Source organism: Methylobacterium sp. Leaf106 (assembly GCF_001422895.1).
Classification (GTDB): domain Bacteria; phylum Pseudomonadota; class Alphaproteobacteria; order Rhizobiales; family Beijerinckiaceae; genus Methylobacterium; species Methylobacterium bullatum.
In genome coordinates this window covers 692,746-705,562 of the sequence record NZ_LMNB01000012.1, presented here as the reverse complement: position 1 = coordinate 705,562, position 12,817 = coordinate 692,746, and the positions used below count along the sequence as shown (strand labels likewise).

At 66.8% G+C, this 12,817-nt stretch carries 16 protein-coding genes; 10 read left to right on the top strand and 6 right to left on the bottom strand.

The window, feature by feature from the left end; translation table 11 throughout:
- Window positions 1-77 precede the first annotated feature (77 nt).
- A complete protein-coding gene (locus ASF34_RS11020; RefSeq protein WP_200913253.1) occupies window positions 78-2,414 on the top strand; it encodes an amylo-alpha-1,6-glucosidase in 2,337 nt (778 codons plus the stop codon).
- 171 nt (window positions 2,415-2,585) lie between these two features.
- On the opposite strand, the gene infC is transcribed toward ASF34_RS11020, so the two are convergent.
- Together infC and ASF34_RS11010 are read right to left on the bottom strand one after the other, a co-directional pair.
- Complete coding sequence (infC, locus tag ASF34_RS11015) at window positions 2,586-3,107, bottom strand: translation initiation factor IF-3 (RefSeq protein ID WP_018042013.1); 522 nt, start codon at window positions 3,105-3,107, stop codon at window positions 2,586-2,588.
- A gap of 188 nt (window positions 3,108-3,295) precedes the next feature.
- A complete protein-coding gene (locus ASF34_RS11010) occupies window positions 3,296-4,531 on the bottom strand; it encodes a glycosyltransferase family 4 protein (RefSeq protein ID WP_056161083.1) in 1,236 nt (411 codons plus the stop codon).
- A 170-nt stretch (window positions 4,532-4,701) separates the two neighbouring features.
- Here ASF34_RS11010 and ASF34_RS11005 point away from each other — a divergent pair, with 170 nt between their 5' ends.
- Window positions 4,702-5,481 carry an alpha/beta hydrolase gene (locus ASF34_RS11005; RefSeq protein ID WP_056161080.1) on the top strand — a complete coding sequence of 260 codons (780 nt, stop codon included), beginning with the start codon at window positions 4,702-4,704 and terminating at the stop codon, window positions 5,479-5,481.
- Between the two features lie 20 nt (window positions 5,482-5,501).
- Here ASF34_RS11005 and ASF34_RS11000 read toward each other — a convergent pair whose 3' ends face one another.
- Both ASF34_RS11000 and ASF34_RS10995 read right to left on the bottom strand, forming a co-directional pair.
- Window positions 5,502-5,786 carry a DUF1150 family protein gene (locus ASF34_RS11000; RefSeq protein ID WP_018042010.1) on the bottom strand — a complete coding sequence of 95 codons (285 nt, stop codon included), beginning with the start codon at window positions 5,784-5,786 and terminating at the stop codon, window positions 5,502-5,504.
- Between the two features lie 78 nt (window positions 5,787-5,864).
- A complete protein-coding gene (locus ASF34_RS10995) occupies window positions 5,865-6,302 on the bottom strand; it encodes an Hsp20 family protein (protein WP_056161078.1) in 438 nt (145 codons plus the stop codon).
- Between the two features lie 591 nt (window positions 6,303-6,893).
- Between ASF34_RS10995 and ASF34_RS10990 the strand changes: the two genes are divergently transcribed.
- The 7 genes from ASF34_RS10990 to ASF34_RS23105 all read left to right on the top strand — a co-directional run bounded on the left by ASF34_RS10990 (window position 6,894) and on the right by ASF34_RS23105 (window position 11,090).
- Window positions 6,894-7,370: a hypothetical protein gene (locus ASF34_RS10990; protein ID WP_018042008.1), complete on the top strand. Its 477-nt coding sequence runs from the start codon at window positions 6,894-6,896 to the stop codon at window positions 7,368-7,370.
- Window positions 7,371-7,456: 86 nt separating this feature from the next.
- Window positions 7,457-8,149: a MotA/TolQ/ExbB proton channel family protein gene (locus tag ASF34_RS10985; protein WP_056161077.1), complete on the top strand. Its 693-nt coding sequence runs from the start codon at window positions 7,457-7,459 to the stop codon at window positions 8,147-8,149.
- 110 nt (window positions 8,150-8,259) lie between these two features.
- Window positions 8,260-8,742 (top strand): protein TolR, encoded by a 483-nt coding sequence (gene tolR / locus ASF34_RS10980; RefSeq protein ID WP_056161075.1) that lies wholly within the window; start codon window positions 8,260-8,262, stop codon window positions 8,740-8,742.
- Between the two features lie 5 nt (window positions 8,743-8,747).
- The gene (locus tag ASF34_RS10975) at window positions 8,748-9,752 is read left to right on the top strand and encodes an energy transducer TonB family protein (protein ID WP_056161073.1); all 1,005 of its coding nucleotides are present in this window, start codon (window positions 8,748-8,750) and stop codon (window positions 9,750-9,752) included.
- A 13-nt stretch (window positions 9,753-9,765) separates the two neighbouring features.
- Window positions 9,766-10,290, top strand: a complete 525-nt coding sequence (locus ASF34_RS10970) for a metallophosphoesterase family protein (RefSeq protein WP_056161072.1) — start codon at window positions 9,766-9,768, stop codon at window positions 10,288-10,290.
- 189 nt (window positions 10,291-10,479) lie between these two features.
- Window positions 10,480-10,743, top strand: a complete 264-nt coding sequence (locus ASF34_RS10965; protein ID WP_443136533.1) for a hypothetical protein — start codon at window positions 10,480-10,482, stop codon at window positions 10,741-10,743.
- Between the two features lie 191 nt (window positions 10,744-10,934).
- Window positions 10,935-11,090, top strand: coding sequence for a hypothetical protein (locus tag ASF34_RS23105; RefSeq protein ID WP_018042002.1), 156 nt, complete (start codon window positions 10,935-10,937; stop codon window positions 11,088-11,090).
- A gap of 12 nt (window positions 11,091-11,102) precedes the next feature.
- Here ASF34_RS23105 and ASF34_RS10960 read toward each other — a convergent pair whose 3' ends face one another.
- On the bottom strand, window positions 11,103-11,357 hold the full coding sequence (locus ASF34_RS10960) for a hypothetical protein (RefSeq protein WP_018042001.1): 255 nt from the start codon (window positions 11,355-11,357) through the stop codon (window positions 11,103-11,105).
- A 298-nt stretch (window positions 11,358-11,655) separates the two neighbouring features.
- Here ASF34_RS10960 and flaF point away from each other — a divergent pair, with 298 nt between their 5' ends.
- A complete protein-coding gene (gene flaF, locus ASF34_RS10955; RefSeq protein WP_018042000.1) occupies window positions 11,656-12,015 on the top strand; it encodes a flagellar biosynthesis regulator FlaF in 360 nt (119 codons plus the stop codon).
- A 252-nt stretch (window positions 12,016-12,267) separates the two neighbouring features.
- Here the strand turns inward: flaF and ASF34_RS10950 are convergent, their stop codons facing one another.
- On the bottom strand, window positions 12,268-12,660 hold the full coding sequence (locus ASF34_RS10950) for a hypothetical protein (protein WP_018041999.1): 393 nt from the start codon (window positions 12,658-12,660) through the stop codon (window positions 12,268-12,270).
- Between the last annotated feature and the right edge of the window lie 157 nt (window positions 12,661-12,817).

Sequence of the window (12,817 nt, the reverse complement as noted above, 5' to 3'; positions counted from 1 at the left end):
GATCTGCGACATCGGGCCGGAGAGGCCCGGCTTCGATACCGCGGGTCCGACAGTCCACTTCCCGGAGACGTTCAGGCATGGCGGCGAACACTTCCACGGCGACGACACAGGACGGTCACAGCGGCACGAACGGGCTGGGGCAGGGTTTCCAGGATGCCGACGACGTGCTGCCGCAATACCATATCGAGGCACAGACCTCGCTGGTGGAGCGCCCCTTACGCTCCCTGAAATACGGCGAGGCCTTCGCCGTCCTCGACAGCTACGGCGATATCGGCGTGCTGCCCGGGCCCGAGGGCCTGTATTTCCAGGATACACGCTACCTGTCGCGCCTCGGCTTCACCATCGAGGACCAGCGCCCGCTGCTGCTCTCCTCGGTGATGCAGGACGACAACGGCGCGCTGAGCGTCGACATGACGACGCCGGACATCCGCATCGATGCCCATGACGAGACCACCATCCCCCGCGAGCTGATCGCCATCGAGCGCACCAAGTTCCTGTTCAAGGGGGCCTGCTACGACCGGATCGGCCTGCGCAACTACGATTCGCGCCATTGGAAGCTCAAGATCGGCGTGACCTTCGACGCCGATTACCGTGACCTGTTCGAGGTGCGCGGCATGGACCGGCCGGTCCGCGGCAAGCGCAGCGTGCAGGTGGCGAACGAATCGGAAGTCCAGTTTCGCTATGTCGGTCTCGACGAGGTGGTGCGCACCACGAGCCTGCATTTCGGTCCGAAGCCGCACCGTATCGAGCCGGGCCGCGCCGAGTTCGAGGTCTCGCTGCCCCCGGGCGGCCGGACGTCCCTGTTCATCCGCGTCGTCTTCGAATCGCACCGCGCCTTCACCAGCGCTCCGGCTGCGGAGAAGGTCGGCGAGGACGCCGCCGCCGGCCTGTCACACGCGGCGGGAAGCAGCGCCGGCGCACGCCATCCCAAGGGCCTCGGCGAGGGCGTGATCTTCGCCCGCGCCTATCGCGACGCGCGCCGGGACCTGCGCCAGCTCACCGCCGGGATCACCACGATCATCTCGTCGAACGACCAGTTCAACGAAGCGGCCTGCCGCGCCACCGCCGACCTCTACATGCTGGCGAGCCGCACGCCCGAGGGCATCTACCCCTTCGCCGGCATCCCCTGGTACTCAACCGTGTTCGGCCGCGACGGCATCATCACCGCGATGATGGCGCTCTGGATCGACCCGAACTTCGCCAAGGGCGTCCTGCGCTACCTCGCCTCGACACAGGCCAAGGCCGTGGACCCCGCCGCCGACGCCCAGCCGGGCAAGGTCCTGCACGAGACCCGGCGCGGCGAGATGGCGATGCTCGGCGAGGTGCCGTTCCGCCACTATTACGGCACCATCGACGGCACGCCGCTCTTCGTCATGCTGGCCTACGAGTATTACGCGGTCACCGGCGACATCGAGACGATCAAGCGCATCTGGCCGGCCCTCGAACTCGCCCTCACGTGGATGAACGAGTACGGCGACCGGGACGGCGACGGCTTCGTCGAATATGCCCGCGACACCGACAAGGGCCTGGAGAACCAGGGCTGGAAGGACAGCCACGATTCGATCTTCCATACCGATGGACAGCTCGCCAAGGGGCCGATCGCCCTGTGCGAAGTCCAGGGCTACGTCTATGCCGCCAAGAACGGCATGGCCAAGCTCGCCACCCTGCTTGGGCACGACGACCTCGCCACCCGCCTCGGCAAGGAGGCGCTGGCCCTTCGCGAAAACTTCGACAAGGCCTTCTGGTGCGAGGAGATCGGCACCTACGCGCTGGCCCTGGACGGGGCGAAGAAGCAATGCGCCGTGCGCTCGTCCAATGCCGGCCACGCCCTCTTCACCGGCATCGCCCTGCCGGAGCGCGCCGCGAGCGTCGCCGCCAACCTGCTGTCGAAGGACGGATTCAACGGCTGGGGCGTCCGCACGATCGCGCGCGGCGAGGCCCGCTACAACCCGATGTCGTATCACAACGGCTCGATCTGGCCGCACGACAACGCCCTGGTGGCCATGGGCCTCGCGCGCTACGACCTGAAGCCGGAGGCTTCCCGTATCTTCCAGGGCATGTTCGACACCGCCCTCTACCAGGACCAGAAGCGCCTGCCGGAGCTGTTCTGCGGCTTCATGCGCCGCAACCAGCGCGGCCCCGTCTCTTACCCTGTGGCCTGCTCGCCCCAGGCCTGGGCGGCGGCGGCTCCGTTCGCCTTCCTCTCAGCCTGCATCGGTTTGGAGATCCAGCACGACCGCAACCGCATCCGCTTGCGCAACCCCACCCTCCCGGACTTCCTCGAAGGCGTTTCGATCTTCAACCTGAAGCTCGGCGAATCGCGGATCGACCTGCGGGTGCAGCGCTACGGCAGCGACGTCACGGTGAACGTGCTGAGGCGGGTGGGCGACGCGCAGGTGTCCGTGGTGAAGTAAATCCTGGGACTTGGGGGCGGCTCCCAGGCTGCCCCCCTACCCTCGCGGCAAGCACGAAGCTGCCCCGAATCACACGACATTCGAGACCGGCTGTAAGGCGATAAAAAAAGCCGCCTCCCCGAGGAAGCGGCTTTCAGAACGTCCATGTCCCGTGGTGGGACGAAAGCGACCTCAGCGCGGCGCCAGGATCATGATCATCTGGCGGCCTTCGAGCATCGGCTCGCTCTCCACCTTGGCGATTTCCTGGGTCTCGTTCTTCACCCGTTCGAGCAGGCGCAGGCCGATATCCTGGTGCGCCATCTCACGGCCACGGAAGCGCAGGGTGACCTTCACCTTGTCGCCCTCCTCGAAGAAGCGGATGACCGCCTTCATCTTGGTGTCGTAATCGTGCTTGTCGATACCGGGGCGGAGCTTGATCTCCTTGACCTCGACCGTCTTCTGCTTCTTGCGGGCCTCGTTCTGCTTCTTCTGTTCGTTGAAGCGGAAGCGGCCGTAATCCAGAAGCTTACAGACGGGAGGGACGGAGTTCGGCGCGATCTCCACGAGATCGAGGCCCGCCTCTTCGGCAAGGGCGAGCGCGTCGAAGAAGGCGACGACACCGCGGTTCTGCCCGGTATCATCGATGAGCTGCACCTCGCGGACGCCACGGATGTCCCGATTGGCGCGCGGCCCGTCCTTCTGCGGGGCCGGCATGGCTCTCATTGGTCTACGAATGGCTTCAATCTCCTAGTGAACGACGAAACGGCAGCCTGCGGACATCGCCCGGAGGGCTAGACCTGCCACCAATCGCTCCGGCAATCCGGTTGCGGACACCATGTCCGAACTGCGTCCCGTGTCAACAGGCAGGAGCGGGTTTGGTTCACGAACCGGCTCATACAGTGTCAGCGCGGGCGTCGGGCGAGAAGCTCTGCATAGATGTCGAGGGTGGCGCCCACCATGCCATCGAGGGAGAAATGCGCCTCCACATGGGCGCGCCCCCGGCGGGTCATGGCGTCCCGTGCGCTGGCCCCGAGGGTGAGCGCTTCGAGCAGGGCCTCGGCCAGAGCCGGAGCGTCGCCGGGCGGCACCCGCCAGCCGGTGCGCTGGGCCGCCGGCACTTCCGGCGGGGCGAGCACCGTTTCCGGCACCGCGCCGAGATCCGAGACAACCACCGGGGTCCCGAGGGCCTGGGCTTCCACCGCCGAGCGCCCGAAGGCCTCGGGCTCCACGGACGGGACGGCGACCACCGAAGCCGCCCGGAAGGCGGCCGGCATGTCGGTGCAATGGCCGACCCGCAGGACGATGTCGCGGAGGCCGCGTGCCTCGATCAATGTGTCGAGTTCCCGCTCGTAAGCGGAGCGGCCCTGCGGGTCGCCGGCCAGGACGAAGACGACATCGGTGATGCCCCGGTCGCGCAGGAAGGCGGCCGCCTCGATCAGCACGCGCTGACCCTTCCAGGCGGTGAGCCGGGCCGCGAGCAGGACGACGCGCTGGTGCGGCGCCACCCCCCAGGATCGGCGCAGGGCCTCGACGCGGGCGGGCGCCACGGCGCCGGGCGAGAACTGGGCGAGATCGGTGCCGCGATGGACGACCCGGACACGGTCGCCGGCCTGATCGGGGTGAAGCATCCGGATGAGGTCGGCGGTGTAGTGAGAATTGGCGATGACCACGTCGCCGCGCGCCATCACCGAATTGTAGAGCACCTTCACGCCGGTCCGGCCGGAATAACTGCCGTGATAGGTGGTCACATAAGGAATCTTCAGCCGCCGGGCGGCGCCGAGGGCCACCCAGGCGGGAGCGCGCGAGCGGGCATGGACGATCTGGACCCCCTCGCGCCGGCAAAGGCGCGCGAGGCGCCCGACATTCAGCGCCATGGCAAGGGGATTCTTGGAGGCGGCGGGGAATGGAAGCCAGGTTCCGCCCTTGGCCTGCATCTCGCCGACCAGGCGTCCGCCTTCCGTCGCCACGAGGGCCCGCGCACCTGCGGAGGCGAGGGCTGCGGCCACATCCACCGTGGTACGCTCGGCCCCACCGGCGTCGAGGGCCGGAATGATCTGCAGCACCGTGGCGCCCGCCAGAGGTTGCGCCTCGCTGGGGAATCCGGCCCCGAATCTTTCCTCGCCGCTCATCGAGCCCATCCTTCCGGAGACGGCCGGATCGACGGAAGATGGTCTTCGAAGGGGCGACGGGACTCGTCTCGTGTCTCGATCATGGTCTCCAGCATCGGGGGCACGCTTTACGGCTCGGTAAACGAAATGCGACTGCATCACAGTCAAATGTCGGTTTTACCGGATAAAAGGGACTACGCATGGACTCAGCGCTCAGCCAGGCCCCGACCTTCATCACCGTGGGCAAGGGAGACGCCGCGCGGCGCATCGCGGTGCGCAGCCGCGCGGGAGACGGACCCGCTCTGGTCTGGCTCGGGGGCTTCCGCTCCGATATGGGCGCCACCAAGGCGATGGTCCTCGACGCCTATGCGCGGGACCATGGCCGCGCGCTCGTCAGGTTCGACTATACCGGGCACGGCGAATCGGAGGGAGAGTTCGCCGAATCGACGATCTCGACCTGGCTCGAAGACGCCATGGCGGTCCTCGACGCCACCGTGACGGGGCCGGCCATCCTCGTCGGCTCGTCGATGGGAGGCTGGATCGCCTGCCTCGCGGCGCGCGCGCGGGCGCTCCGGGGCGATGCCCCCCTGGCCGGCATGGTGCTGATCGCTCCCGCCCTCGACTTCACCGAGACCCTGATGTGGGAGCGTTTTCCACCCGATATCCGCGCGACGATGGAGCGGGAGGGCGTGTGGATGCGGCCCACCGACTACGGGCCGGAGCCGGTGCCCACCACCATGGCGCTGATCGAGGACGGGCGCCGGCATCTTCTCCTCGGCGGTCCGATCGATCCGGGCTGCCCGGTGCATATCCTGCAGGGCATGCGAGATCCGGACGTGCCCTACACCCATGCCCTCGCGACGGTGGAACGGCTGCCGGCTTCCGGCACCGTCCTCACCCTCATCGCCGATGGCGACCACCGCCTGTCACGGCCGCAGGATCTCTCACGGCTGCTGGCGGCGGTGGCGGAGATCGGCTGAGCCGCGAGGCGGGTCGTTCTTCAGTGCAGGCTCACGGCGTGCAGATCGTTCGCCACAGCGTTGGCGACGATCACGTCCCGCGAATCGGCCAGCAGGATCGGGCTGCCGCTGGCCGAGAGCAGAGCGAACAGGTCCATGCCCGGGGTCAGGTCAGGCGCCTGCGGAAACAGCCGCTTCACCTCGTCGGAGCGGATCGGCCGGACATAGGCGATGTGCCCTTCGCCGAGAGCCGCGAGATCGGCGGCGTTGAACTCGGCGGGGTCGAGATCGGCCGGGGTGATCGGATTCGGGTTGAAATCGGTCATGATGCCCTCCTTTCGAGGCAGAGCTTGGTCCGGTGCGGTTCCGTTCGCGGGCCGTTACCGGGTGGATAGGTCGCGCTCCTAGACGTCGTCGCGGGATGCGATGGCGATCTTCCGGACGATCCGTTCCGGCTCCGGGCGGGTGAGGTCGATGGAGAGAAGTCCGTTCGACAGGTCGGCGCCCACCACCTCCATGCCGTCGGCGAGAAGGAAGGCGCGCTGGAACTGGCGCGCAGCGATGCCGCGATGCAGGAACTGGCGCGATTTGTCGTCGACCTGGCGGCCCCGCACCACGAGTTGGTTTTCCTCCAGCATCACGTCGAGTTGGTCCCGCGCGAAGCCGGCCACCGCGAGGGTGATGCGAAGTCGCTCGGGTTCGTCGTCGGAGCGCTGAATGCGCTCGATGTTGTAGGGCGGGTACCCGTCATTGGCCGCCTTCGACACCCGGTCGAGGGCCTGCTCGATCTCGTCGAAGCCGAGAAGAAACGGATGTCCGAACGGAGAAGGCCGTGTCGTCACGTGATCTTGTCCTTCGCGAAGCCCAAGGGTCGATAGAATGAGGCACTTCGAACTGTCGGAGCCCGCCTGCTGCAGCACTCCTCCCGGCGGTCGCCTGCCGGTCATCGCGATATGGAGATGTGGAAAAGCGGCATCAAGGGTTCGGCTCACCGCCGGCTCCTCGCACCGTCCGCCCCCCCCAACGGGAGAGGTCCGCCCGGAACACCATCGCATCCGGTGGAGAGGATGATTGCGGTTCGGGAGTAAGCGCGAGAGGTCGGGACGATCAGGCAACTTATTTGGGACGTTTAGGAAATCAACGATGCCCGCGTGGAGCGTCGCAGTAACAGTTTGGAACTGCTCTGATTTTCAGCCCAAAGCTTGATCTTGCCGGATCAATTCGGATACTCCGCGCCACGTCGAACGATGCGGCGGTGCGCAAGCCGGGCGCCACGGGTCAGGCTGGAGCGACACCGGAACGCGAGCGTCGCGCTCATTGCCCGAGGAACCGCCGAAGACGAGCCCTGCCAGGGGTCTCGGCGCTTCCCGTTTGCCATGGCGTTTCGACGCAGGCGACCAGGGACTGCCGCAACCGAGGAGAACCGGACCGTTATGAAAGAGGCGCACTGCGTGATCGACTTCCCAACTCTTTCTCCCGTCCGGGCCGTCGGCGCCGCCCTGGTGGCCACCGCCCTCACGCTGGGATGGGCCGGCTCCGCCGTTGCCCAGGATGCGAAGCCTCCCGCCCTGAAGCTCGAACTCAACCGGCTCGAGCCGGCGGGCGAGGCCTGCCGCACCTATCTCCTCGTGGACAACAGCCGCGGCACCGCGCTGAAATCCCTCAAGCTCGATCTCTTCGCCTTCGATACGGAAGGCGTCGCGCAGAAGCGCCTCGCCGTCGAACTCGGCCCCATCCAGGACCGCAAGACGATGGTTCGGCTGTTCGACTTCCCGTCCCTCGCCTGCCCGAAGATCGGCCGCATCCTCCTCAACGACGTCCTCGCCTGCGAAGGCGGCGAGGCCAGCCGCGAGAGTTGCCTCGACCGGATCGAAACCGAAAGCAAGACGAGCGCGACGTTCACGCGCTGACCCCGCGGGCGGGCCGACGGCCCGTCCGAACGCCGATCCGGTCGCCCCTCGGCGATCGCCACCCAACGAAACCCGAGGAGCCCGCCATGGATCCGACTTCCGCGCCGGCCGCTGCCGCCCACGACTTCTCCTTCATCGGCCTGTTTCTCCAGGCGGACCCGATCGTCAAAAGCGTCATGATCCTGCTGGTGGTCGCCTCGATCGCCTGTTGGACGGTGGTGTTCGAGAAGCTCGTCCGCTTCGCCGCCGCCAAGCGTCAGGCCAAGGCCTTCGATGCCCTGGTCCGCTCCGGCGGTTCGCTCGAAGCGACGGGATCGGGGATCGATGCGGGCATCGTTCAGGCCGGTCTCGAGGCCTGGCGCGACCAGGATGCCACCGAGACCCGTGCCGAGCGCCGCGACCGTATCGAGCGCGCCATGCGGGCCGCCCTCACATTGCGGGTCAAGCGCCTCCAGAGCGGCCTTCCGCTTCTGGCGACCTCCGGCTCCACCGCCCCCTTCATCGGCCTCTTCGGCACGGTCTGGGGGATCATGAACTCGTTTTCGTCCATCGCCCAGAGCCAGGACACGTCGCTCGCCGTGGTGGCCCCCGGCATCGCCGAGGCCCTCTTCGCCACGGCCATCGGCCTCATCGTCGCGATCCCGGCGGTGATGGCCTACAACAAGCTGACCAACGATCTCGGCCGGGTGCAATCCGCCTTCGTCGCGAGCATCGGCACCCTCGGCAACCGCCTCGCGCGGGACCGCAAGAGCGTGCCGCACGCCGCCGCCGCCGAGTAGCACGGCTCTCTCGACGCTCTGAACATTCCATGGCCGGCGCGGATGCGGCGGCCCGGTGACGACATGCGGCGGGCCATCGAGCCGGCCGCCGATGCCCCGGAGGGCGAACGATGGGTATGGGTTCGGTCCGCGCCAGCGGCGGCGGCGACGACGAGGACGACCTCGACTCGGCGCCGATGTCTGAGATCAATGTCACTCCGATGGTGGACGTGATGCTGGTGCTGCTGATCATCTTCATGGTCGCGGCGCCACTGATGACGACGGGCGTGCCCGTGCAACTGCCAAAGACCACGGCCGCCAAGGTCGCTCAGGCGAAGAAGCCGCTTGAAATCTCCATCGACAAGGAAGGCAAGCCGTTCCTGGCCAAGGACGAGCTGACGCCCGAGACGATCATGCCGCGCCTGAAGGCGCTGGCGGCGGAAGACCCGACCCAGGTCATGCTGGTGCGCGGCGACAAGGACGTGCCCTACGGCAAGATCATGGAAGTGATGGGCCTCGTCGGCCAGGCCGGCTTCACCAAGGTGTCGCTCATCGCGCAATCCCCGGGCGGAGCGCTTCCGGCTGCCCCCGCGGCGAGTGGAGCACCGCGGTAGACCCGATGAGCGCCCTCGTCTCGACACGTGAACCCGGACCAAAAGGTCCCACGGGACTCGCTGCCGCCTTCCTCGTGGCCTTCGTCCTTCACCTGGCGGTGCTGGCCGGCATGATGCTGTTCGGTCAGCCGCCCAAGGCGCCCCCCGGTGAAAACACGATCACCATCGATCTGGCGCCGCAATCGACGGAGGCCGAAGCCCCGTCGGCTCCCGCCATGACGGAGGCAGTGCCTCCCCCTGCGGAGGAGACCCCGGTCGAGACGCCGGACGTGGTGGAAGAGGTGCAACCGCCCGACATGGCGGAGGTGACGCCGCCCGAGACCGCCGAGATCCCCCCCGACGAGACCCAGCCCGTGGTCACGCCCGACACGATCACGGAGGTGCCGCCGGAAGAGCAGGTGGTGACCTCCACCGCCGAGATGGCCGAGCCCCTCGTTCCCCCGCCGCCGGTCGTGGCCAAGCCGCCCGAGCCGGTGAAGCCACCCAAGCCCGTCGAGATCGTCAAACCGAAGCCGAAGCCCGATCCCAAGATCGAGGCGAAGCGCCGGGAGGAACTGGAGGCCAAGCGCGAGGCCATCCGCGAGGCGAAGCTGAAGGCGGCCAAGGAAGCCAAGCTCAGGGCTGCGCGCGAGACCCGCACGCGCGCCGCTCAGGAGGGCGGGCCCGCCAGTTCGGCCTCCTCCGCCCGGCAGGCGAGCACGGGCTCGTCCGCCTCCGGCAACGATCCGAGTGCCCTGCGCCAATGGCAGGGAGCCCTGGCCTCGGCCATCAACGGCCGCATGAATCGCAACGCGGCGGCGGGGACTGCGGGGGGCACCGCCGTGGTGCGCTTCACCGTCTCACGCTCGGGTCAGGTCCTCAGTGCCGGGCTTGCCAGCAGCAGCGGCATCAGCGTCATCGACGGCGCAGCGCTGGCCGCCGTGCGCGGTTCGCTGCCGGCGGCTCCTCCCGGCGTCTCCGTGAGCAGCCTCGCCGTCACCGTTCCCATGCGCTTCCGGCCCGGCGGCTGAGCCGGTCGGAGTCGTGGCGGTCTGGTTCACCAGTGATACGCATTTCGGCGACAGGCGTGCGCTGAACATCGACCGGCGTCCCTATCCGGACCTCGCGGCCCACGATGCCGGTCTCATCGCCAACTGGAACGAGAGGGTCGCGCCGGAGGACACGATCTGGCATCTCGGCGACGTGGCGGTCGGCCCCTCCGACGCGCGCATCGCCGAGATCGTCGGCGCCCTCAACGGCGTTAAGCACCTGATCGTCGGTAACAATGACGGTCCGGGCACGCTCGCCCTGCGGGACTGGGCCTCGGTAGCCCATTATGCCGAGATCGACGTGGAGGGGCGGCGGCTCGTCCTCTGCCATTACGCGTTCCGGACCTGGAACGGCATCGGCCGCGGCGCCCTCAATCTCCACGGCCATTCCCACGGCAAGCTCACGCCGGCCCCACGGCAATACGATGTCGGGGTCGACGTCCATGCCTGTGTACCGGTGCGCCTCGACCAGATTCTGGCCTCTCGCAGGCGCAAGAAACCTGCGGAACCTTCGCCGTGAGTTCGCCGTTTGAACGGCAGACTCGACGATGACGACCGATCACTGGCCTTAAACTTGATCAGGGACCGACCGGACCATGTCGCCGGGATCGAAAGACGGACAGCCCACCTTCAACGAGACGCACAATCGGATTTTCCCATGCGCTTCGCTCCTGCAACGCCCATCGCCGCCTTTGGCCTCGTGCTGTGCATGATCACCCCCACCCTCGCGGCTCCCTCCTGCCTCAAGGGTGAACGGAAGATCCAGGAGGCCGCGGCGCTGCGATACCAGGCTCGCGAGGAAGCACGTCTCGGCAACCGTGACCGGGTCTGCGACACCCTCGACGAAGTCGGCGACCGGTACGAGGACGCGAAGGAAGCCTTCGAGGATTGCGGTGCCGGCATCGTCGCCATCGATCTTCGCAGCGAAACGCGGGCTTTGCGGGCCGCCAAATCGGTGAATCGCTGCGACTGAACGGTGAGGCCGGATGCGGATACTGCGTTCTGGCCTCTTCCGACTGACAATTCGAACTCAAATCGGCATCCGCTCTACTGCGGAGTGCCTCTGTACGCGCCTGTCCGGTGCGGCGACGCACAGCCGCACCGCCATCCCCACGTCACAGCTTCACGAACGACGGAAAGCTTGTCCGTCGGGAGAATTCCGTCATGAACGCGTCTGCACAACACAGCGATCTCACCCTGCTCTCGTCCCACGCCGCCCACTCGTCGGCGACCGGCCCGTCTTTCGCGGCGGCTCTGTGCGGCTTCCTCTCGACCACCGTGGCGACGACGATGGTGATGTTCCTCCTCAGCAGCCTGTGATCGTCGCCCCCATCACGGGGCCACGAACCAGAAGCGTCGCTTGGAGAACAGCATGTCCGGGTGGCCGATGGTCTGGTCACTCTGAGGACGGGCGGGGATGAGACTGCAAGGGGGCTCGATGCGCGGCGGAGCCGCCGGGAGTAGCAGCGCCGACGAGACGGGATAGAGGCCGAGCTTGGCCTGGACCTCGGGCTGTCGGACGGCGACGATGGTGACGACCCCGGCGATGAGCCCTCCGGCGAGCGTACCGAGCAGAAAATTCATCATGTCTGCGAAAAATCGTGCCCACCCGCAGCGCGGGTCTGCTTCGACGCAGCATGACCGCAAAATCTAACTGATACGTTGCATAATGCCGTCCGGCGTCGTTCCCTTGCTGCAGCGCACGCCATCGTGTCGGTCGATCCAGTCGGACAAGGCGAGGTCATCCACCTCACTCCAAGTCCTCCGCCAGCTTATCGGCATGATTGGGGCGAAATCCGTCCGCTACCAGATTTTAACCTTACCCCGTCAACGTCTGCCTCCAGCGGCCCGAATCAGCTCGGCCGCTTCGGGAGAAGGATCGACCATGTCCTACGGAGCCAGTGCCTATGCACGGGTCGCGCAGACCGCGTTGTCGCCTCGGGAGGCGGAGGCAGCCGTCCTTATCAAGGCAGCGGGCCGGCTCCAGACGATCCAGGAAGATTGGCAGAACCAGTCGGGAGCGTTGAACGAGGCCCTGAACTTCAATCAGAAAGTCTGGACGATCATTGCCGGTGCCGCGACGGCTCCCGAGAGCCAGTTGCCGATCGAAATCAAGACGAGCATTGCCGAACTCTCGACCTTCGTCTTCAAGCGGATGATCGACACGATGATCGACCCGAAGGCGGAGAAGCTATCGGCCCTCATCAACATCAATCACCAGATCGCCGCCGGGCTGCGCACCTGACGCACGAGGGTGCCCCTCTGGAAGCGTGCGTACGCCTCGCGACGCATACCGGCACGCTGGATCGGCTGTCGCGATACCATGGCCGCCGGGCAAACCAGTGCCGGTTTCCTCGGCTAACCCGCTGGAGGGGTCTCTCAGCTTCCTGTAAACAACGACGCCGGCTCTACGGGCCAACCACGAAAAGGTCGTAGCCCGAGCTACGACCTTGCTTGCCCACCCTCCCTCGGCTTGTGCTTCCGGCCCCAGTTCCCGTCAGGCCGTTCGATCGAGGGGGTGCTGATCTTCCTTCGCCCGCATCGCCGTCGCCTCCGCATAGGCGCGGGCTCGAAGGATCGTGGCCTCGGGCAACTGAACGACGACATCACCGGAATTCGGGTCCACCACCTGATAAACGAGGCTCTTGGTGTCCTGATCCACCGTTATGCGGCGCTCATCGGCCGTCGGCGCCTCTGTGTCGGGCTTCGGCGCCTGATCGTCGGCGACGGGTGCGTCGTCCAGCCGAACATCGAAGCGCACGGGTGGATCCAACGGCGTGCCGACCGTCGTCGCCGGGCCGGCTTTACGCACCGGAGCCGGGGCATTCACGATCGGAGCGACTGGCGCGACGGTGGGCATCGACATCGGAGAGATACTGAGGATCGTCATTGCACGCCCTTTCGAAGGTGGTCGTGGCATGCAACCAAAAACGACGGCGAGGGTAAACCAGTCTTTAAAACCCGCCGATTACCCACCACTGTCCACGAAGATGAGAAAGGAATTCTCAAGGGGATAGATAGTTTTTTAAGAATCAGGCCGGCGCGCG